This is a genomic window from Kribbella sp. NPDC026596 (genome assembly GCF_040638415.1).
Lineage (GTDB): Bacteria > Actinomycetota > Actinomycetes > Propionibacteriales > Kribbellaceae > Kribbella.
Window position 1 is genome coordinate 1 of the sequence record NZ_JBEZYF010000108.1, and the last position, 19,940, is coordinate 19,940.

Below are 19,940 nucleotides of genomic sequence, written 5' to 3' on the forward strand. Positions count from 1 at the left end.
AGCACCTCAAACAACCCCCCCCCCTGGCCAATACCCCCCACACTCTCTCGGGGGGGTGCCCGGTTCCCGCGCTTACTGCGCGGGACCGTCAGACACGCCCTAGGTGGTCGGCAGGTTGGCGGCCAGCCAGTCGGGGTCGGGGGCGACCAGCTGGATGACGTCCAGCCAGGTGCCTTCGGGGTCGCGGACGAAGAAGTGCCGCTGGCCGAAGACCTCGGTGACCGGATCGGTCTCCAGCCGAACGCCTGCCTCGGCAAGGGCGGCGGCGACCTTGTCCACGTCGTCGACGATGAAGCCGAACAGGTGCGTGCTCTCCCCGGCGGCGGACACCGCGGCCGGGACCGTCGCGTGCCCGCGCTCGCAGATGGCCAGCTCCCAGTCGGCCTCGCCCCGGCGCAGGGTGATGAACCAGCCGAGGTCGATGGCGATCTGCAGGTCGAAGTACTGCTGGTAGAAGGTGGCGACCTCTGCCGTGCGGTCGGTGACCACGGTCGCGCCGAATGCTGCGGGTTGCATACCGTTCTCCTAATCACTACAGGTGTCGTTGTTGTGTACGACAGTTGTAGTGGACACCTGCTAGCCTTGTCAACATGCCCCGCAACCCCGAACGCCGGATCCAACTCGCCGACGCCGGCCTGAAGGTCCTCGCGGAAGCAGGCGCCCGCGGCCTGACCCACCGCGCCGTCGACGCCACGGCCGGCCTCCCCGCCGGCACCGCGTCCAACTACTTCCGTACGCGCGACGCCCTCCTCGGCGCCCTCGGTGAGCGGATCTTCGAGCGGCTGGGCCCCGACCAAGCAGTGATCGAGCCACTCGCCGAGCGAGAGCCGAGCCTGGACCTGATGACCGACTACGTCCGCTACATCGTCGAGCGATTGCTCGGCCGCCCGGAACTTTCCCTGGCCCTGCTCGAGCTCCGCCTCGAAGCCGCCCGTCGACCGGGCCTGCACGAGATCCTGTCCCGCACGATCAGGCAGGGCTTCGACGCCGACGTCGCCTTCAATGCGAACGCCGGACTGCCGGGCGGCGCCGAAGAGGTCCGCCTCCTGCACTTCGCGATCGACGGCCTGGTCCTGGACCAGCTCACGCCCGGCACCGGCCGCCCGTACGACGTCGACGCCATCACCACGCGCCTGGTCCGGCGCCTGGTCCGCGAGGACTAGACCGGTCGCTTGACCATCGCATACTCGGTATGCATACTCAGTATCCATGTCGATCAAGCATGGGTTGCTGGCGTTGCTGCGGGAGGGGCCGAAGTACGGCTACCAGTTGCGGGGTGAGTTCGAGGCCGCGACCGGAGCCACCTGGCCGCTGAACATCGGGCAGGTCTACACGACCCTCACCAGGCTCGAACGAGACGACTTGGTGAGTGCCGCGTCCGCTGAAGGTGACGGGCGGTCGATGTACGAGATCACCGACGCCGGCCGGGCCGAGCTGGCGAAGTGGTTCGAGACCCCGGTGGCGCGCGAGTCGCGCCCGCGGGACGAACTCGCCATCAAGCTCGCGCTCGCACTCGCCGTACCGGGCGTGGACGTGAGCGCCGTCGTCCAGCGGCAGCGGATGTCGACGATGGGATCGCTGCAGGAGCTGACCCGGCTGAAGCGCGGCAGTCGCGACGCAGAGATCTCGTGGCAGCTCGTGCTGGAATCGATGATCTTCGCCGCCGAGGCCGAGATCCGCTGGCTCGACCACTGCGAAGCCCTGCTCTTACGCCACCGCGGCCGTCCCGCCGCGACACCACAGACCCACGCGGTACCAAATGAGCAGGAGGCCAGACGATGAGCGCCGTTCTCGACATCCGCGGCCTGACCAGGACCCACGGTCAGGGCGAGCAGGCCGTCCACGCTCTCCGCGGCGTCGACCTCGCGGTGGCGCCCGGTGAGCTCGTCGCCGTGATGGGCCCGTCCGGCTCCGGCAAGTCCACGCTGCTCACTTGCGCCGGCGGACTCGACCAGCCCACCAACGGCGAAGTACTTGTCGACGGCAATGACCTGGCGACGCTGAGCCGCAACGCGGTCGCCGCGCTCCGGCGGAGAAGGATCGGCTACGTCTTCCAGGACTTCAACCTGATCCCCGCCCTCACCGCGGCCGAGAACGTCTCCCTTCCCCTGGAGCTCGACGGCACCCGGACCCGAACCGCCCGCAAGTACGCCGAAGCCGCCTTACAGGAGGTGGGTATCGATGATCTCGCCGACCGATTCCCCGAAGACATGTCCGGTGGCCAACGGCAACGAGTCGCGATCGCCCGCGCGATCGTCGGCGAACGGCGCCTGCTTCTCGCCGACGAACCGACCGGCGCTCTCGACTCCGACACCGGCGAAGCGGTCCTCCAGCTACTCCGTGATCGCTGCGACCAGCACGGCATCGGCGGCGTCCTCGTCACCCACGACGCCCGGCACGCGGCCTGGGCCGATCGCGTGGTCTACCTGCGCGATGGTGTGCTGGTAGGCCAGTCCGGTCCGCTGCCCGAGGCCGACGCATTGCTGCAGGAAACGCTCTGATGGGCCACTGGGGTCCACCATTGCGGATCGCCCGACGGACGACGAGGAAGTCGCTGGGCCGGACCTTCCTGGTCGCGGCGCTGATCGGCCTGCCGGTAGTCGCGGCGACCTGGATGGGAGTTGTCTTCCAGACCTCGAGCCCGAAGGGTGAAACGCTCGCCACGATCACGGTCGGCCGGGCCGACGCCCAGTTGAGCGTGACGCAGTACGGGAAGCTCCAGGAGTTGCCTGGCGGGCCGTCGCTGCAGTTCGGCGAGCCGCCCGTAGTCCGCGGCGCCGAGCAGGCGGTCCGGACGCCGTCGACGTTCGATCCACTGCCGTTGCTGCCGGCCGGGAGTACCGTCGCCCGCCAGTTCGTCGACGCCGGCACGGTCGAGATCCGGGGCCCCGGGTCGAACACCTCCGTCGGCCTCGTCACCGGCGACGGGACGAGTCCGCTCACCCGGGGCACCGTGAAGCTGGACGAGGGCCGGCTGCCCGCGGCGAAGAACGAGATCGCCATCTCGCCGTCGCTGGCCGATCGCCTCGGACTCGGTACGGCGTCCGGCACCGTGGTCGCCGCGGACGGCACGAGCTACTCCGTCGTCGGGTTCGTCCGCTCGATCTCGGGTCCGGGCGCGCCTACGATCTTCGCCCCTCCGGACACGCCGCTGCAGACCGCGGACACCGCCGGCAGCGTGCGTTACCTGGTCAAGCTGCCCGCGGCGACCGATGCGGACAGCCTCTCGACCCAACTGCTCGGGCACGGCCTGTATCTGTTGCCGCGGGCAAGTATCGTCCACCCGCCGCCGGAGCCGTACGGCATGACGAGTGCGCAGATCGGCCCGTACGCCGCGGTGGCGCTGGTGATCGGCTTCGGCGTCCTCGAGATCGTCCTGCTCGCCGGTACGGCGTTCGCCGTCGGAGCCCGGCGGCAGACCCGGGAACTGGGCCTCGTGATGGCGGCCGGCGGGACACCGCGGGACGTCCGCCGCATCGTGCTGATGCAAGGGCTGTTCGCCGGTCTGGCCGGGGTGATCGGCGGGCTCGCCCTCGCATTCGCGCTGGTCCTCGCAGGAAAGCCGCTGTGGGAGCGGATGACGTCGTCGGTGTTCGTCGCGTGGCAGGTTCCGTGGCGGACCGTCGTACTGATCGCTGCCCTCGGCTTGCTCGCCGGCCTCGCGGCGGCCGTCGTACCGGCGATCAGTGCGGGCCTGCAGGCGCCGATGGCGGCGCTGGCCGGACGATTCGCGACGACGGCGGTGAAGGCCCGGATCCGGGTGGCAACGGTCGTTCTGCTGATCGCCGGCGTGGTGTGCGTGGCCATCGGCAGCGGCCTGATCGCCGCTGCGCTGAAGCACGCGCAGCAATCGAGCCAGCCCGGTTACCAGCCGACGGCGACACCCACCGGGCCGATCGCCCTGGTGCTGCTCGGGATCACCGCGACGATCGCCGCCCTCGTGTGGATGTTGCCCAGTCTGGTCGGGAAGCTCGCCGGCCTGGCGCGGATGCTGCCGCTGAGCGCACGGATGGCCGTCCGGGACGCCGCCCGGCACCGGCACCGGACGGGTCCGGCGACAGCCGCGATCATGATGGCGGTGGCCGCGACGGCTGCAGTCGCCTTCGCGGCGTCGAACGCGATCGCGGCGGACGCGAAGGAGTACACCCCGATCGCGCGCGACGGTGACGCGGTCCTGCGGTTCGACACCGGCCCGGGTTCGCTGGCGTACTCGCGCACGATCGTCGACGACGTCGCCGCGCACCTGCCGGTCCGGCACACCTACGAGCTGGGTTCGATTTCGTTGCCGAACGCAAGGGCTGATCAGTACGGCTTCATGCCGTCGCTCTACGCCAACGCGCCCGAGAACACCGAAGGTATGACGGGGTACTCGGTGCTGGTGGTCGATCCCACGTTCATCGCGCGCTTCGGCGAGTACGGCGTCGAGGCCGCGGCCGAACTGCGGGCCGGCAAGGTCGTGATCCCCAGTACGAAGCTCACGGCCGGCCAGACCATCACGCTGCACAACCAAGGCCCGTCGGACACCGGCGACAAGGGCTGGGCCGTCGAGGCGGCCTCCGTGGGCATGACGCCGAACGTCGAGTTCCTCCGCAGCAGCGCGTTGATCACCCCGGACGGGGCCCGGAAGTACGGCCGGATCGACGTGTCCGAGATCCAGTACGAGCTGACCCGCAAGCCGACCGATACGGAGTTCGCCGCGGTGGCGCGGATCCTCGGCGGGGACGACGTACTGCAGTTGGAGGAGGGCTACCAGAGCCCGGCGCGCCTGTTCCTGATCGGGATTCTCGCGGCGGCGACCGTGGTCACCCTGCTCGGCGTGGCGATCTCCGTGTCGTTGTCGGCCGCCGAGGGCCGCGCGGATCTCGCGACCCTCGCGGCGATCGGGGCCCAACCGCGCCGGCGGCGGTCCCTGGCGGCCGCCCAAGCCTGGGTGCTCGGCCAGCTCGGCTGTGTTCTGGGGGTCGGTGTCGGCGCGCTCTACGGTTACACGGCCCACGCGGCCTTCGGCTCCCCGCACTTCATGGTCCCGTGGGCGGAACTCGGCGGCATCGTGATCGTCGTACCGCTCTTCGCCGGGCTGCTCGCCTGGCTGATGACACGGTCCCGGCTACCGATGGTGAGCCGGATCGACTAGCCGGCCTGGGCGATTTCGGGGTGGGCGACGGGGTACGGCGGTGTGCTTGTGACTCTCCATTGACCACAGGCACACCGCTGGTACACGACCAGGCCTTCGCTGACCTGATGGGACGACACCGCGTTCCAGCGGTGCCGATGGACTTCGTTTCCGGCTGTCATGTGTCCATCGTGATGTAATGGCATTATGCATCTCAACCCTTACGGCGCGGACGCGGTCCTGCTCGCGGTCAATCTGGTCACCCGGCCGGCGACCACCCCCGAGGAGCTGGCCGAGCGGTGCGAGGAAAGTGGCGTCGAGAGCCGCCTGGTCCGCGAGCGCCGCGTCACCGCGGCGGACCTGGCGGCAGTGCGAGTCGCTCTCGACGAGTGGCTCGCGGTCGTGGACGCGACCGATGAGCGGACGCGGGTCGACCTGATCAACGCGATGCTGGCCAAGTACACCGAGCATCCACGCCTCACCAACCACGCCGGCGACGGCTGGCACATGCACTACCGGCCGGACAGAGTGCCGGTCGGCCGGCTGGTCGCGACGCTGATCAGCACCGGTACGGCGCTGCACCTGGCGGGCCGTGGCATCACCAGGCTCGGGCGCTGTGCGGCGGCGGGCTGCGACACCGTGTACGCCGACCTCTCGCGCACCGGCCGGCAGCGGTACTGCAGCCCCGCCTGCGCGAACCGGGACGCGGTCCGGCGGCATCGCGCGAAGGCGTCCTGAGTTGTCCACAGGCGACCGTTCGGGGTGCGGACAGCGGATCCAGAAGCAGATCTAGGATGGGCAAATGACCGAGAGCAGCAGCGAGAGCCAGGAAATTCCGATGGCCGGTGCGCGGACCGAGGACGGCAAGGTGCTGATCGTCGGGCCGGACGGAATGGCCGTCGAGGGGCCGCCGCGCTCCGAGCGTGATCGGGACGAGCACGACGAGCAGGACGAACCGCGATCGGTGACCGAACTGGTCGAGCAGCCGGCCAAGGTGATGCGGGTGGCCAACATGATCCGCAACCTGCTCGAGGAGGTGAAGTCCGCTCCGCTCGACGAAGCCTCGCGGCAACGGCTGAAGGCGATCCACGAGGCGTCCATCAAGGAACTCGAGAGCGGCCTTGCGCCCGAGCTGGTCGAGGAGCTGGAACGGCTCAGCCTCGACTTCACCGACGACACCACGCCGACCGAGGCCGAGCTGCGGATCGCGCAGGCCCAGCTGGTGGGCTGGCTGGAGGGCTTGTTCCACGGCATCCAGACCGCGCTGTTCGCCCAGCAGATGGCGGCGCGCCAGCAGCTGGAGCAGATGCGCCGCGCACTCCCCGGTGGCCAGCAGGTGCCGGCCGAGGAGGGTGTCCCCGGTTTCCCCGGCGCGCCGCAGGCCGGCAACACCGACGGCCCCGGCAGCGGCGGGATGTATCTGTAGATCCCTTAATTCAAAGGCTGAAACAACTCTTCGAGGACGGCGGCGACGCCGTCCTCGTCGTTTGCCGGGCACACCACGTCGACCACGGCCAGTACGTCGGGATGCGCGTTGGCCACGCCGTACGACGTACCCGCCCAGGCCAGCATGGGCAGATCGTTGACCGAGTCACCGAACGCGATCGTCTCGGCCGCCGAAATCCCTTGGTCCGCAGCGAAATCGGCCAGCATCGCGGCCTTGGAGACACCACTCGCGGAGATCTCCACCAAACTGTGACCACCGCTGTGACTCGCGGTCACCCGATCGCCGACGACCGGACCGATGCGGGCCAGCAGTTCGTCGGAGTGCCAGCTGGGGTGGCGGACGAGCAGCTTGGCAGCCGGCTCGGAGAGAAGTACGTCGATGGCGGCGACCAGCGTGTTGTCGGGCCGCGGCCACCGGTTGAGGTAGTTCGGTTCCTGTCCGTAGCGGTCCGATCGCTCGATCGCGAACTCCACCTCGGGAATCTCCGCGCGGATCGCCTGCGCGACCTCGAGTGCGACCGCCGGGTCGATCAACCGGGTCCGGATCGCCTTGCGGCGCACGACGTCGTACAGAATGGCGCCGTTGGCAACTATTGCGACACCGTGATCACCGACCAGGTCGGACAGGTCGTGCAGCCAGCGAGGTGGCCGGGCGGTGACCATCACGAAAACACTTCCGGCGTGCTGGGCCGCGAGGACCGCCGCGCGGGTACGCGCCGACACCGTTCCGTCGCTGCGGACCAGCGTTCCGTCGAGATCGGTGCCGATCAGGCGGGGTGGACGAGGGCTGTCGGTGGCGGTCACGCGGCCACCGTATCCTCCAGGTTCCACTACTCCTGTCGGCACGTCCGGCGCAAGCCATCCGACGTCGGTTTCAGACGTTTCTGACTTATCTGATTGAGCTTTTGACAACGTCATCAGACCGTTACGGCAGGATGCTGCAAAGGCAGCAAGTTCCCCTGCGCAGCCCGGTTTGCGCGTGATTTCATGCGTTGGTCTGGCGGGGAACCGGGGGCGATTCGGCCGCGTCGTAAGCCTGTTCTGGATCAGCGCGACTGATACTGCCCCACCAACCCTGACCAACACACAAACGCCACCAAACCGTTGCGGAGTTGGCTGCAACCAAAACCGCGGCAGCGGCGTCAACAGTTATGGATCGGTGCGTCCCGCGCCCGGGACGACACGGTGGGTCCGGCAACAGTTCGCCGGTCCATCAGCTAGTGGATCTGTAGGACCGAACGTCGTTTCACCGTTCGTTCACGCGGGTCCTGATACTTGGGGAGCCATTGATGACCGTCAACAGCGCCAATCTAGCGGGGCCAGGGGGCAATAGCTCCCGAGTGGCTGTCGACACATCTTCCAACAGGGAAGGGGCAATGACCGGCTGCATCGCCCGCTCGGACATTTTCCAGCACCGCCTGATGGAAGAGCCGCCGCCCGCGTCCGCCACCCGTCGCACCCGGGAGCGGTACGAGCAACTGGTGCGTGACGCGAAAACGTTGTGCGCTGCATGCCCGCTGTTCACCGACTGCCTGTACAGCGCCGTCGCGGAGCACGACGTGAGCGGCTTCGTCGCCGGAACCACCGCGGTGCAACGGCGTTCGATCCGCAACCTGCTCGATGTCGAGGTCCAGGCCGACGACTTCGACCAGCTCGCCGGTGCCCGTGGCACCCGCCGGCCGGTCAGCCACGAGGAAGTGCTGCGGCTGCGTACGCAGTACCCCAACGACAGCCTGGAGTCCCTGGCGATGCGACTGGGATGCTCGCTGTCGACGGTGAAGCGTCACCTGCGCCGCGCCCGCCGCGGACAGAGCCCGGCGGCCAAGACGCCGCGGCCGCGCCCGGAGGTCAACGCCGTACTCGACGCGTTCGACACCGTGATCGACCACCAGCAGCTCCAGCCACGCCGGACCGGCAGCAGCCGGGTCGCCTGATCCGATACTCGGCCCGCCAGCGGACTATCGGAAGAAGGGCCCGGAACTCCTGTACATACAGGGGTTCCGGGCCTTTCGCTTGCTCTTGACAACCGTCAAGAATCAGAACCAGCGGTTGAGGACGGCGGCGACGCCGTCGTCCTGGACCGACTTGGTCACCTCGTCGGCGGCGGCCTTGACCTCGTCCGGCGACGTCCCCATCGCGATCCCGCGACCGGCGTACGTCAGCATCTCGATGTCGTTGCGGCCGTCACCGATCGCGACCAGGCCGGACGGGTCCAGGTCGTACTGAGCCAGCGCGACCTTCAGCCCGGTCGACTTGTCCACACCCTCGGGCGCGATGTCGAGCCACGCGGTCCAGCCGACGAAGTAGCTCACGCCGTGCAGGCCGAGGCGTTCCGCCAGGCGGACGAAGTCGGCCTCGGACTGCTCCGGGTCCCGGATGATCAACCGGGTCACGGGCTCCGGCGCGAGCTCGTCGTCGCTGACCACCCGGATCGTCGCACCGGTGCCGAGATCACCGTCCGGGAACGGCTTGGTGACCAGGTAACTGCCGTCGTACTCCTCGACCGCCATCCGGGCGTTCGGGGCGTACTTGCGCACGGAAGCGATCACCGTGGTCGGATCGAACGTCCGCTCGTCCACGACCTTCCCGTCCGGGAACCGCAGCGTGCGCGCACCGTTGCTGCAGACAACGAATCCGCCGGCCGGCAGGCCGAACCGCTCGGCCACCGGCTTCGTCGTCGACCAGGCCCGGCCGGTCGCCAGGATCACCGGCACCTGCGCGGCAGTACGGCGTACCGCGTCGACGACGGCGGGCGACAACCCCTCGTCGTGGTCGATCAGCGTTCCATCGATGTCCAGGGCAACGGCCGTCGGCCGCGGGCCGTCCGTCATCGGCCAACCGGTTCGAGGATCTCGCGGCCGCCCAGGTACGGGCGGAGAGCGGTCGGGACCCGGACCGAGCCGTCGGCCAGTTGGTGCGTCTCCAGGATGGCGACGATCCAGCGGGTGGTGGCCAGCGTCCCGTTCAGCGTCGCGACCGGCTGCGTCTTGCCGTCGGCGTCGCGGTGCCGGATGTTCAGCCGGCGGGCCTGGAAGTCGGTGCAGTTCGACGTCGAGGTCAGCTCCCGGTACCGGCCCTGCGTCGGCACCCACGCCTCGCAGTCGAACTTCCGGTACGCCGAGATGCCGAGGTCACCCGTCGCGGTGTCGATCACCCGGTAGCACAGCTCCATCTTGTCGAGCATCTCCTTCTCCCAGCCGAGCAGCCGCTGGTGCTCGGCGGCGGCCTCGTCCAGGCTGCAGTAGGAGAACATCTCGACCTTGTCGAACTGGTGGACGCGGATGATCCCGCGGGTGTCCTTCCCGTGCGACCCGGCTTCCTTGCGGTAGCAGGACGACCAGCCGGCGTACCGGATCGGGCCGTCGGACAGGTCGAGGATCTCGTCCATGTGGTAGCCGGCCAGCGACACCTCCGACGTACCTACCAGGTAGAGATCCGGGTCGGCCAGCCGGTACACGTCGTCGTGCGCCGACAGATAGCCGGTGCCACCCATCACCTCGGGCTTGACCAGCGTCGGGGTGATCATCGGGGTGAAGCCGTACTCGACCGCCTGCTGGATGGCCAGCTGCAGCATGCCGAGCTGGAGCAGCATGCCGGCGCCCTTGAGGAAGTAGAACCGCGAGCCGCTGATCTTCGCGCCGCGTTCCATGTCGATCGCGCCGAGCAGCTCGCCCAGCTCGAGGTGGTCGCGCGGCTCGAAGCCCTCGGCGGCGAAGTCCCGCGGCTTGCCGACCTCCTCGACCACGACGAAGTCGTCCTCGCCACCGACCGGGGCCTCGTCGGAGACCAGGTTCGGCAGCGCGCGGGCGAGCTCGTCGAAGCGGTTCCCGGCCTCGTTCGCGGCGGCCTCGTTCGCCTTCACCTCGGCGGCCAGGGTCTTGGTCCGGTCCAGCAGCGCTGTGCGCTCGTCGCCCTTGGCCTGGGCGACCTGCTTACCGAGCGTCTTCTGCTCGGCCCGGAGCGACTCGAAGGCGGAGAGGGACGATCGACGCTCACTGTCGGCCACCAGGATCTGGTCGACCAGGTCCGCACTCTCACCGCGCTTGGTCAGGGCCGAGCGCACGACATCAGGGTTCTCACGGAGCAGTTTCGCGTCAATCACACGACGAGGGTATCGGGGCGTGTCACAGACGGCGAAGTCTATTCGGGATGATGTGGTGTGCTTCATCGAGAGTCGATGGTGCATCTAGCGGTGGTCCAGGCGTTCGCTGGCAAGGCGGAGGAGGAGCGCGATGCGGAGCATCGCGCGACGACGACAACGCCGCCAGCGGGCGTCTGGGGCGCCGCTGGATGTGCCAGCGGCTCTCGATGAAGCACTTACTGCACGCGATCATCGAGGGGGATCTGAGCGGGTCATGAACCACCATCCACCCAGTTCGGTCGGCCGTGTGCTCACGGTCGTCCTGGGTGCGCTGCCGTTCATCGTGATCACCGTGCTGGTCTTCAAACACTGGCCGCCGCTGGAGCGCTGGGACCAGTCCGTCTCGGCCCGGGCCGCGGCGTACGGCGCCACCCACGAGAGCGTGATCGACTTCTGGCAGGTCGTCGGCGCGGTGGTCCTGCCGTGGACCTCACGGGCAGTAGTCGTCGTCGTGGCGGCGTACCTCTGGCAGCGTCGGGCCCGGGTGCTGACGTTCTGGCTGCTGGTGACCGCGGGCGCGGAGCTGGGCCTGGTCCAGGCGGTCAAGTACATCTTCGAGCGGCCCAGGCCGCCCCAGGCGCTGGTCGACGCCGTCGGCTGGTCGTACGTCTCGAGCCATGCGACCGCCGCGTTCGTGATGGCCGGCGCGCTGGGCGTCGTGCTGCCGTCGGTCCGCGGCTGGCGGCGCCGGTTCCGCCTGCTGGTGATGCTGCCGACAATCGCGGCGGTGTGGATCGCGTCCGCCGACCGGATCGCGCTGAACGTGCACTACGTGTCCGACGTGCTCGGCGGGTGGGCGCTCGGCCTGGCGATCCTGACCGCGACGTCGATCGGCTTCGGTCTCCGTCCCGGGCTGCGCCGGCGGCGACGCCGTACGCCGGCGGAGAGCGACGGTACGACGATCCCGCCGCGGGCGGCCGTGATCGTGAACCCGATCAAGGTCGGCGACGGCGTGGCGTTCCGGCGGAAGGTGACCCGGGCGCTGGCGGTCCGCGGGTACGACGACCCGCTGTGGCTGGAGACCCGGGTGGACGACGCCGGGAACGCGATGGCCAAGCAGGCGATCGAGAACGAGTCGGATCTGGTGCTGGTCGCCGGCGGTGACGGTACGGTCCGGGTGGTCTGCGCGGCGCTGGCATACACCGGGATCCCGGTCGGGGTGATCCCGGCCGGCACCGGCAATCTGCTGGCCCGTAACCTGCACATCCCGCTCGACCTGGACGACGCGCTGGAGCGGATCCTGGACGGCCGGGACCGGCGGATCGACCTGGTCAGCGTGCGCGGCGACGAGCTGGACACGGACCGGTTCGCGGTAATGGCCGGGCTCGGGCTGGACGCGGCGATCATCTCGGACGCGCCGCCGCACCTGAAGGCGCAGATCGGCTGGACGGCGTACCTGGTGTCGGCGGCCAAGAACATCAACCACCCGTCGGTTCGGGTGCGGCTCGCGCTGGACGACGAGGCGCCGATCGAGCGGCGGGTCCGTACGGTCGTGGTCGGCAACGTCGGCATGCTGCAGGCGAACATCCCGCTGCTGCCGGACGCGCGACCGGATGACGGGCTGCTCGATGTCGTGGTGATCGCCCCGCGCCGGGTGACGCAGTGGCCGATCGTCGTCTGGCGGCTGATGACGCGGACGAACCGTAAGGACATGTACCTGGAGCGGTTCACCGGGCGCAAGGTCGAGATCGTCGCGGCGGTCGACGTCCAACGGCAGCTGGACGGGGACCCGATCGGTCCCGGCCGCTTCCTCACCGCCGAAATCGAGCCCGGCGCCCTAACCGCCCGAGTCCCCAAACGCCGCTAGCTGGTCTGCTCCGACTCTTTCCGGAGGGTCTCGATGGCTTCTTCCTCTTCTGGCGACAGCTTGGCCTCGCTCGCGAACGCCCTGACCTCCTTGGCGTACGTCCGCGCATCGGCCCGGCTGTTGATCGACGTCAGCACGACCCCGTCGCCCTTGTCGTCCAGCAGCGCCATCGACCACGACAACTTCCCACCGGTGTCGCCGAACGCGTCGTACCGGACCACGGCGAGGTGCTGCAGCGTCTGGCGCAGTTCCCCGCGAGTGACCTCGATCTCCTTGCCGAGCTTGCGCAGCTCGGACCGGACAGTGCCGGGCTTGGCCTCCGGCTGCTGGGGCTCCGGCTCGGGCGCCAGACTCGGCGCAACACCGGCCGACTTGGACGTGCCGGAATGAGCCCGCAAGGCCTGAATGGCAAACACCAGGGCGAGCACCGCCACGAACAGAGCGGCAATTCCAAATGCACCGGCTAACGACGAAGACACGCAGGAAGCCTAAGGCATGAGCTGTTATGCCTGAGTATTCAGGCGACTGCGGAGAGTGCATATTTGGACCACGCGGCGTGGCATCGTCCCAGGCCACGTAGATTCTCGACGTGACTCATTTGCCTGACCAAGGTCCTCAGCCGGGTGTCCACGACCTGGGATATGCACGTCTCGACACCGATCGGCTCGAGCGGACCGGCGACGCCGAGGTGGTCTACGGCGCCGGCAAGACGCCGACCCAGGTGGTCGAACTGCTGCGCACACTGCACGCAACGCACCCCGGTCACGCCGTGCTTGCCACCCGGCTGACGGAGGAGGCCCAGGAGGCGGTCGCCGCGGCTATGCCGTCCGCGGTGGTCGATCCGGTCGGGCGTACGGCGGTGCTCGGTGCGGCGCCCGTACTGCGTGGGACGGTCGCCGTGGTCGCGGCCGGTACGTCGGACGCCCCGGTGGCGGCCGAGGCTGCGACGACGGCCACGGTCTTCGGGGCGAACGTCGACCTGATCACGGACGTGGGTGTCGCCGGGCTGCACCGGGTGATGGGCGTGCGTGAGCGCCTCGACGCGGCGGACTGCCTGATCGTCGTGGCCGGCATGGAGGGTGCGCTGCCCAGCGTGGTCGGCGGACTCGTCGGCGTACCGCTGGTCGCCGTACCGACGTCGGTCGGGTACGGCGCTTCGTTCGGTGGGCTGGCGGCGTTGCTGGCGATGCTCAACTCGTGTGCGCCCGGGGTTTCCGTGGTGAACATCGACAACGGTTTCGGTGCCGGTGTCTTCGCCGCCCGGGTCGCCCGCCGCTCCGCTCCTCGCGAGTCGAAGGAGACCCAGTGAGAATCGCCTGGATCGACTGCTCGGCCGGCGCCTCGGGTGACATGCTGCTCGGCGCGTTCCTCGACGCCGGCGCCGACGTGACCGTGGTCAACGCGGCCGTCGCCGCTGTGGACCCTTCCCTGTCCGTGACCGTCGAGCACACCCTCCGCCACCAGATCGCCGCCACCAAAGCCAGCGTCCAGGTGAACGGAACGCCCCACCCGGAGAACTTCCCGGACGCCGACCACGGACACGGCCACGGGCATGGCCACGGGCATGCGCCGGCGGCCGAGCCCGCCGCTGGGCATGGGCACGAGTACGACGCTGGATCGGGCGGAGGGCAAGGTCATCCGCCTACCCGGGCCTGGGCCGACGTCCGGCGTCTCCTGGAGGAGGCAGATCTCTCCGACGCAGTCCGGGCCCGGGCCTTGGACGCGTTTGCTCGCCTGGCTCGCGCGGAGGCTTCGGCTCACGGGGTCGAGCCGGATGCCGTGCACTTCCACGAGGTCGGTGCCCTGGACGCGATCGCGGACATCGTCGGCGTGGCAGCGGCCTTCGTCGCGCTGGATATCGACCGAGTCGTCGTCTCGACGATCGCACTCGGCGGCGGCACCCAGGTGCGCGGTCAGCACGGCGGCATCCCGATCCCGGGTCCAGCCGTACTGCATCTGCTCTCCGAGGCCGAAGCACCCGTCACCGGCGGCACAGCGGCGTACGAGATGACGACGCCGACCGGAGCAGCCCTGCTGGCGTCGCTCGCCGACGACTTCGGGTTGCTGCCACCGATGCGGATCGAACAGACCGGCGTGGGCGCGGGCGGGCGGGACCCGGTCGAGGTGCCGAACATCGTGCGCGTGGTGCTGGGTGAGTCGATCGAGCAGTCGTCCACCGAACTCGTCTACGAGACCAACGTCGACGATCTGGATCCGCGGATCTGGCCGCAGGTGCTGGCCCGGCTGATGGAGGCGGGCGCGGCCGACGCGTGGCTGACCCCGATCCTGATGAAGAAGGGCCGCCCCGCGCACACCCTGTCGGTCCTGGTCGGCAGCGCGAAGGCCGAAGTGGTCCGCTCGGTGATCCTGGCCGAGACCTCTGCGATCGGCCTGCGGGAGTTCGGCATCCGCAAGCACGCCGCGGATCGGGAGTTCGCCTCAGTGGACGTCGAGGGGCAGCGCATCCACGTGAAGATCGCCCGGTACGGCGGTCAGGTGGTCAACGTGCAGCCGGAGTACGACGACGTGGCCGCCGCGGCCTCCGCCCTGAAGAAGCCGGTCAAAACCGTGCTGGCCAAGGCGATCGCCGCCGGGCACGACCTCTGGGGCTAGCGGGCTTCGGCCTTCTGCGGAAGGGTCTTCTGTTTGCGGCGGGGCCAGTCGTACGGCCACCACTGTGCTCCGCCGCGACGGGCCCAGACGATCAGCAGGACCAGGACCGCGAGTTCGACGGCCGGGCAGATCGTGTCGCGGAGCCGCGCGCTGAACCACTCGAGGGAGTCGGACAGGCTCGCGGCGACCTGGCGTGCGTTCGGATCTCGGCCGGGGACGTACGCGATCGCGAGCATCGTCGTCCGGACCACCATCAGCCCGTCGACCTTCGATGCGGCGACCGCGGCCAATGCGACCCAGGCGATCAGGTCGTACCAGGGCAGTGAGTACATCGCGGTGAGGATCCAGGCAATCGCGTAGATCGCGGTGTAGCGGATCGCGGCCGGCGTCGGGTCGTCCGGATGCGTCTGCGGGACCAGCGACTTCGGGAACACCTGCGTCAGCAGGATCGCGACCACGATCAGGCCGACCCAGGCGAGGATCGCGAGGACCGTCCGCACCAGCCCGTTCGGCAGGAACAGGGTGAAGAAGCTCAGCAGGACCTTGTGCGGCGTACCCGTCGAGATGAACGACGTCTGCGAGCGCGCCTGCTGGAACGCCTGCAGCCCGACCACGGCGTACAGACCGCCCATGGCCAGCGCACCGCCGCCGCAGAAGATCAGTGCCTTGCGTCGATCCGCTCGCAGCGACCACAGCATCGCCACACCGACCAGGCCGATGGACAGCTTGGTGCAGCCCGCGACACCGAGCAGAATGCCTGCCCAGAACACGTGCCGCCGGAACAGCACCAGCGCGATCACCGCGAACATCACCGCGATCGCGTCGTTGTGCGCGCCCGCCAGGACGGTCCACAGGATCAGCGGGTTCGCCATTCCGAGCATGATCACGCGGCGACGGTTCGGCAGGTTGGGGCCGACGAGCTTGAGCAGCAGCAGTCCGGTGACGACCAGGCTGATCGCGACGGACAACTGCAGCATCCACACGGTCAGCTGCATCGAGTCGCCGCCGATCAGCGACGCGATCCACTGGATCCACGTGGCGATCGGGCCGTACACACTCTTCGCGCCCTGCCAGGGCCGCTCGGTCGCCGCGATCACCGGGTCGTAGCCGAGCCGGATCGTGTCCGCCGGCGCGGTCGTGTACGGGTTGCCGCCGAGCGACATGATCCGTCCGTACGCCGCGTAGATCAGCACGTCGCCGGAGGCCATCGGCGGGACCAGCGTGATGGCCGCCGTCGTACCGATGCCCAGGGCAATCAATCGGTTGACCCGCGGGGCCCAGCCGTTCTTGAGCGCCTTGGTGGCCAGGAAGACGCCGTACCCGCCGAGCAGGATGGCGACGTAGATCATCACCGTGACGAGCCAGTCGTTCGGCTTGCTGTCGAACCAGTACGACGGCAGCCACGCGTGCCGGTTGGTCAGAGTCAGCACGACCACGGACGGGCCGAGCAGACCTGCCGCGACGATCAGCGCCGTACAGGCGAGGTACAACGCGACCGCGCGACGCCCGTACCGGTTGCCCAACTGCCGGTCGGTGGTGGTCTCGCTGGTGCTCATTGCGACGATTTCCGCGGGAACAGGCTGCGCAGCGACGGACCGCCGCCCTCCGCGGGCAGGGCGCTGCGCGCGGCGAGGGCGCGACGGACGTGCAGGTATTGCTTCGCGCGGTGAAGCTGGCCGCGCAGATCCGTCCCGGTCGCTCGGTGCGCGACCTCGATCGGCACCTCGATGATGCGGAAGCCCTTGCGGCCGAGGTCGATGCTCAGCGCGGTCTCGACCCCGAACCCGGCCGCCAGCGGTACGGCGGAGTCGAACGCGGCCCGGGTCAGGCAGCGCTGCCCCGACAGCGGTTGCTCCGGCGCCCAGCCGGTCGCCTCCTCGATACCCGCCCGAGCCAGCCGGACGACGAACCCGTGGCCACCGGCCTTCGACCCGTCGGGCCGCAGCTGCACCGGCAGCGTGCCGATGGTCATGTCGGCCTGGCCGGTCTGCACCGGCTCGATCAGCGGCGCGGCGGCCATCGCGGAGTCGGTCAGGTCGGCGTCGAGGAACAGCAGGTGCCGCGGCCGGGCGCCGTCGCGCTCCGCGACCGCCGCCGCTCCGGTCTCCATCGCCGCCGCCTTCCCCCGGTTCCGGTCGTGCCGGACGACGACTGCCCCGGCGCGCTCGGCGGCTTGCGCCGTACCGTCCGCGGAGCCGTCGTCGACGACCACGACCAGGTCCACCCCGATGATCTTGTGCACCGCGTCCACGGTGGCCGCGATCCGCTCCGCCTCGTCCTTCGCCGGTATCACACAGGCGACGGCACGCTGATAAGGCTCGGATGGCAGATCATGACCGGACACAGCACCGCAGCCTAGTTCCTTCCCAGCCGATCGACCGCGTCAGATCCCGGCTGCTGTGGATATCTCGTTCTTTCGTACGACCATCAGGAGCGGACGCGGTCGAAGAGCAGGCAGATGGCGCCGGACTCGGTCGGCGTCGAGTCGGCCAGCCGCCACGACGACCCCGGCAGACCGTCGTCGAACAGGCGCGCTCCGCCACCGACCAGCTCGGGCGCGAGCGTGATGCTCAGCTGGTCGACCTCGTCTGCGGCCAGCAGCGCCTGGATCACGCTGACGCTGGCCAGCACGATGATGTCGCCGCCGCCCTCGGCTCGCAGCTGCTTGACGGCGTCGGCAGGATCGGCGTCGACGATCCGCGAGTTCTGCCACGGAGCCTCGGTCAGCGTCGAGGAGAAGACGACCTTCTCCGTCTCGGTCATCCACTTCGACACCGCCCGGTCCTGCGGCGCCGCGTTCTCGTCGTCCGCGACCGCGGGCCAGAAGCCGCCGAAGCCTTCGTAGTTCTTCCGGCCCAGCAGGATCGTGGTGGCCGGCGCGGTCACCCGGATCATGTGATCCCGCGCCGCCTCGGTGATCGCGTGCGGCACGATCCAGCTCATATCGTAGTCCCCGCCGGCACCGTTCACCCGGCCGTCCAGCGAAAGCATGATGTTGGCGGTCACCTTGCGCGTCATCTCACTACCTCTTCCGATGTCGAGTCGTCCTGACACCGGAAATCCTGCCGCCGCGCGACCGCCGGAACATCTGCCACCTGGCCGATATCCCCCACCCCGTGGCGATCCCGGCTTACCGAGGGATATTGTCGGACAATCAGACAGAGAACGTGACGTCTGCCGCAGAGGCGGTGGGCTGCCGTAGCGTGGTTGGCAGACCGGACTCGATGCGGCATTCGTGGAGAGGGTGGGCTCATGACCGAGGCGCAGGCAGTCGGGGCGGCGTACGGCGTCGACAGTGAAGTCGGACCACTGCGGACGGTGATGCTGCACCGGCCGGGGAACGAGCTCCGCCGGCTCACCCCGCGGAACAATGACAAGCTGCTGTTCGACGGCATCCCGTGGGTCGGCCGCGCTCAGGAGGAGCACGACGCGTTCGCCCAGGCGCTCCGGGATCGCGACGTCGAGGTGCTGTACCTCGGCGAGCTACTCACCGAGGCGCTCAGCGACCCGGCGGCCCGCGCTCAAGCGGTCAGCGGCGCGACCGAGGACCTTCGGCTCGGCGACACCCTGCGCGAGTACCTCCGGGCCTCGCTCGGCGAGCTCGATCCGGCTCAGCTCGCCGAGGCCCTGATGGCCGGCGTACGGAACGACGAAGTCCGCGTAGGTGGGCTGGTCACGTCCCTGCTGGCACACGAGGACTTCCTGATCGACCCCCTGCCGAACCTGCTCTTCACCCGCGACTCCAGCCTCTGGATCCGGGACTCGGTCGCGGTCACCTCGCTCGCGATGCCGGCTCGCGTGCGCGAGACCCAGTTGACCGAGCTGATCTACACGTTCCATCGGCGGTTCGTCGGTGCCGACAAGGTCTACGGCCACCAGCTCGAGCACGTCGAAGGCGGTGACGTACTCGCGCTCGGCCCCGGCGTACTGGCCGTGGGTGTCGGAGAAAGGACGACGCCGGCCGGCGTGGAGCGGCTGGCCCGGCGGGTGTTCGCGAAGGATCTGGCACACACGGTACTCGCGGTGCCGATCGCTCAGCAGCGCGCGACGATGCACCTCGACACCGTCTGCACGATGGTCGACGTCGACGCCGTACTGATGTATCCGAACATGGCCGAGCAGATGCGTGCGCTCGCCGTCACCACCGACGGCGAACAGCTGCACGTCGCGGAGCCCGAGCCGTTCCTCGTGGCCGCCGCGAAGGCCCTCGGCATCGACACACTGCGCCGGATCGACACCGGCCTGGACCCGGTCACCGCCGAACGCGAGCAGTGGGACGACGGGAACAACACCCTCGCGCTCGCGCCGCGCGTGTGCATCGCCTACGAGCGGACGATCGAGACCAATGCGCGCCTGGAGGAGTCCGGGATCGACGTCATCCGCATCTCCGGTTCCGAGCTGGGCTCCGGCCGTGGCGGACCGCGCTGCATGTCGTGCCCGGTGCTCCGCGCGCCGGTCGGGTGAGCCCAGCGACACGCGCAGTGAAATCGGGGCTTGTGGCGGGCACCCATCATGAGTACTCTTCATGGCTAGGCCCAGGCCCTGTTGCTCCCCCGTCAGCAGGACTTGGGCCGTCCACGTATCTGGTCCGGTCGCAGGCGCGCCCCCGCCTCCCGGACTAGACCACTCTCAGTAAATCATCCAGAGGGTCCACCTCATCGCGGTGGATCGCTGCGGCCGAATGCGAGACGCCCGGGTGCCGGTGCACCCGGGCGTTCGGCTTGTCGGTGGGGAGCGGATGGTGAGCGGGGGGCTGGTGTGACCGGGCGTGGGGGGGGGTTCGTGGGTGGTGAGCGGGGGCGCGGTGGCGTGGGGCTTGT

Annotated in this window: 19 protein-coding genes; 11 read left to right on the forward strand and 8 right to left on the reverse strand. The window is 69.3% G+C overall.

Translation table 11 applies throughout. The features are described from left to right. Positions 1–99: 99 nt before the first annotated feature. Entirely contained in the window at positions 100–516 is a 417-nt protein-coding gene (locus AB0E63_RS44065) for a VOC family protein (protein ID WP_360380178.1), read from the reverse strand. Between the two features lie 74 nt (positions 517–590). Here AB0E63_RS44065 and AB0E63_RS44070 point away from each other — a divergent pair, with 74 nt between their 5' ends. The 6 genes from AB0E63_RS44070 (at position 591) to AB0E63_RS44095 (ending at position 6,539) form a co-directional block, all read left to right on the forward strand. Beyond that, a complete protein-coding gene (locus AB0E63_RS44070; RefSeq protein WP_360380181.1) occupies positions 591–1,163 on the forward strand; it encodes a TetR/AcrR family transcriptional regulator in 573 nt (190 codons plus the stop codon). Positions 1,164–1,209: 46 nt separating this feature from the next. Then, positions 1,210–1,782, forward strand: a complete 573-nt coding sequence (locus AB0E63_RS44075) for a PadR family transcriptional regulator (RefSeq protein ID WP_360380184.1) — start codon at positions 1,210–1,212, stop codon at positions 1,780–1,782. Continuing rightward, positions 1,779–2,501: an ABC transporter ATP-binding protein gene (locus AB0E63_RS44080; protein WP_360380187.1), complete on the forward strand. Its 723-nt coding sequence runs from the start codon at positions 1,779–1,781 to the stop codon at positions 2,499–2,501. The genes AB0E63_RS44075 and AB0E63_RS44080 overlap by 4 nt, the downstream gene beginning before the upstream one ends. Further along, positions 2,501–5,134, forward strand: a complete 2,634-nt coding sequence (locus AB0E63_RS44085; protein ID WP_360380190.1) for an FtsX-like permease family protein — start codon at positions 2,501–2,503, stop codon at positions 5,132–5,134. The genes AB0E63_RS44080 and AB0E63_RS44085 overlap by 1 nt, the downstream gene beginning before the upstream one ends. 186 nt (positions 5,135–5,320) lie before the next feature. After that, complete coding sequence (locus tag AB0E63_RS44090; protein ID WP_360380192.1) at positions 5,321–5,851, forward strand: CGNR zinc finger domain-containing protein; 531 nt, start codon at positions 5,321–5,323, stop codon at positions 5,849–5,851. Positions 5,852–5,915: 64 nt separating this feature from the next. Continuing rightward, entirely contained in the window at positions 5,916–6,539 is a 624-nt protein-coding gene (locus tag AB0E63_RS44095) for a bacterial proteasome activator family protein (RefSeq protein WP_360380195.1), read from the forward strand. Positions 6,540–6,544: 5 nt separating this feature from the next. Here AB0E63_RS44095 and AB0E63_RS44100 read toward each other — a convergent pair whose 3' ends face one another. Continuing rightward, on the reverse strand, positions 6,545–7,363 hold the full coding sequence (locus AB0E63_RS44100; protein ID WP_360380197.1) for an HAD hydrolase family protein: 819 nt from the start codon (positions 7,361–7,363) through the stop codon (positions 6,545–6,547). Between the two features lie 572 nt (positions 7,364–7,935). Here AB0E63_RS44100 and AB0E63_RS44105 point away from each other — a divergent pair. Further along, positions 7,936–8,493, forward strand: a complete 558-nt coding sequence (locus AB0E63_RS44105; RefSeq protein WP_360380200.1) for a WhiB family transcriptional regulator — start codon at positions 7,936–7,938, stop codon at positions 8,491–8,493. A gap of 102 nt (positions 8,494–8,595) precedes the next feature. On the opposite strand, the gene AB0E63_RS44110 is transcribed toward AB0E63_RS44105, so the two are convergent. Together AB0E63_RS44110 and serS are read right to left on the reverse strand one after the other, a co-directional pair. Continuing rightward, positions 8,596–9,390 (reverse strand): HAD family hydrolase, encoded by a 795-nt coding sequence (locus AB0E63_RS44110; RefSeq protein ID WP_360380202.1) that lies wholly within the window; start codon positions 9,388–9,390, stop codon positions 8,596–8,598. Next, a complete protein-coding gene (serS, locus tag AB0E63_RS44115; protein WP_360380204.1) occupies positions 9,387–10,661 on the reverse strand; it encodes a serine--tRNA ligase in 1,275 nt (424 codons plus the stop codon). Before serS ends, AB0E63_RS44110 begins: the two co-directional genes overlap by 4 nt. Before the next feature lie 286 nt (positions 10,662–10,947). On the opposite strand from serS, the gene AB0E63_RS44120 reads away from it, so the two are divergent. Then, positions 10,948–12,507: a diacylglycerol kinase family protein gene (locus AB0E63_RS44120; protein WP_360380206.1), complete on the forward strand. Its 1,560-nt coding sequence runs from the start codon at positions 10,948–10,950 to the stop codon at positions 12,505–12,507. Here the strand turns inward: AB0E63_RS44120 and AB0E63_RS44125 are convergent. Next, on the reverse strand, positions 12,504–12,986 hold the full coding sequence (locus tag AB0E63_RS44125; RefSeq protein ID WP_360380208.1) for a DUF4446 family protein: 483 nt from the start codon (positions 12,984–12,986) through the stop codon (positions 12,504–12,506). The genes AB0E63_RS44120 and AB0E63_RS44125 overlap by 4 nt on opposite strands. Positions 12,987–13,096: 110 nt before the next feature. Here AB0E63_RS44125 and larB point away from each other — a divergent pair, with 110 nt between their 5' ends. Next, entirely contained in the window at positions 13,097–13,816 is a 720-nt protein-coding gene (gene larB, locus AB0E63_RS44130; protein WP_360380210.1) for a nickel pincer cofactor biosynthesis protein LarB, read from the forward strand. Then, positions 13,813–15,120 carry a nickel pincer cofactor biosynthesis protein LarC gene (larC, locus tag AB0E63_RS44135; protein WP_360380213.1) on the forward strand — a complete coding sequence of 436 codons (1,308 nt, stop codon included), beginning with the start codon at positions 13,813–13,815 and terminating at the stop codon, positions 15,118–15,120. Before larB ends, larC begins: the two co-directional genes overlap by 4 nt. On the opposite strand, the gene AB0E63_RS44140 is transcribed toward larC, so the two are convergent. From AB0E63_RS44140 to AB0E63_RS44150, 3 genes are all read right to left on the reverse strand, one after another. Next, positions 15,117–16,676, reverse strand: a complete 1,560-nt coding sequence (locus tag AB0E63_RS44140; RefSeq protein WP_360380215.1) for a DUF2029 domain-containing protein — start codon at positions 16,674–16,676, stop codon at positions 15,117–15,119. The two genes, larC and AB0E63_RS44140, sit on opposite strands and share 4 nt — an antisense overlap. Next, positions 16,673–17,413, reverse strand: a complete 741-nt coding sequence (locus tag AB0E63_RS44145) for a glycosyltransferase (RefSeq protein ID WP_360380218.1) — start codon at positions 17,411–17,413, stop codon at positions 16,673–16,675. Before AB0E63_RS44145 ends, AB0E63_RS44140 begins: the two co-directional genes overlap by 4 nt. A gap of 134 nt (positions 17,414–17,547) precedes the next feature. Further along, a complete protein-coding gene (locus AB0E63_RS44150) occupies positions 17,548–18,138 on the reverse strand; it encodes a dihydrofolate reductase family protein (protein WP_360380221.1) in 591 nt (196 codons plus the stop codon). A gap of 234 nt (positions 18,139–18,372) precedes the next feature. On the opposite strand from AB0E63_RS44150, the gene AB0E63_RS44155 reads away from it, so the two are divergent. Beyond that, positions 18,373–19,584, forward strand: coding sequence for an arginine deiminase (locus AB0E63_RS44155; protein ID WP_360380223.1), 1,212 nt, complete (start codon positions 18,373–18,375; stop codon positions 19,582–19,584). Positions 19,585–19,940: the final 356 nt, after the last annotated feature.

What these genes read in the sequence shown, in the direction of transcription:
- AB0E63_RS44150 (WP_360380221.1), bottom strand. Translation starts at nt 18,138, where the DNA reads ATGACGCGCAAGGTGACCGCCAACATCATGCTTTCGCTGGACGGCCGG.
- AB0E63_RS44090 (WP_360380192.1), top strand. Translation starts at nt 5,321, where the DNA reads ATGCATCTCAACCCTTACGGCGCGGACGCGGTCCTGCTCGCGGTCAAT.
- AB0E63_RS44075 (WP_360380184.1), top strand. Translation starts at nt 1,210, where the DNA reads ATGTCGATCAAGCATGGGTTGCTGGCGTTGCTGCGGGAGGGGCCGAAG.
- AB0E63_RS44105 (WP_360380200.1), top strand. Translation starts at nt 7,936, where the DNA reads ATGACCGGCTGCATCGCCCGCTCGGACATTTTCCAGCACCGCCTGATG.
- AB0E63_RS44155 (WP_360380223.1), top strand. Translation starts at nt 18,373, where the DNA reads ATGACCGAGGCGCAGGCAGTCGGGGCGGCGTACGGCGTCGACAGTGAA.
- AB0E63_RS44080 (WP_360380187.1), top strand. Translation starts at nt 1,779, where the DNA reads ATGAGCGCCGTTCTCGACATCCGCGGCCTGACCAGGACCCACGGTCAG.
- AB0E63_RS44110 (WP_360380202.1), bottom strand. Translation starts at nt 9,390, where the DNA reads ATGACGGACGGCCCGCGGCCGACGGCCGTTGCCCTGGACATCGATGGA.
- AB0E63_RS44140 (WP_360380215.1), bottom strand. Translation starts at nt 16,676, where the DNA reads ATGAGCACCAGCGAGACCACCACCGACCGGCAGTTGGGCAACCGGTAC.
- AB0E63_RS44085 (WP_360380190.1), top strand. Translation starts at nt 2,501, where the DNA reads ATGGGCCACTGGGGTCCACCATTGCGGATCGCCCGACGGACGACGAGG.
- AB0E63_RS44070 (WP_360380181.1), top strand. Translation starts at nt 591, where the DNA reads ATGCCCCGCAACCCCGAACGCCGGATCCAACTCGCCGACGCCGGCCTG.
- AB0E63_RS44065 (WP_360380178.1), bottom strand. Translation starts at nt 516, where the DNA reads ATGCAACCCGCAGCATTCGGCGCGACCGTGGTCACCGACCGCACGGCA.
- AB0E63_RS44095 (WP_360380195.1), top strand. Translation starts at nt 5,916, where the DNA reads ATGACCGAGAGCAGCAGCGAGAGCCAGGAAATTCCGATGGCCGGTGCG.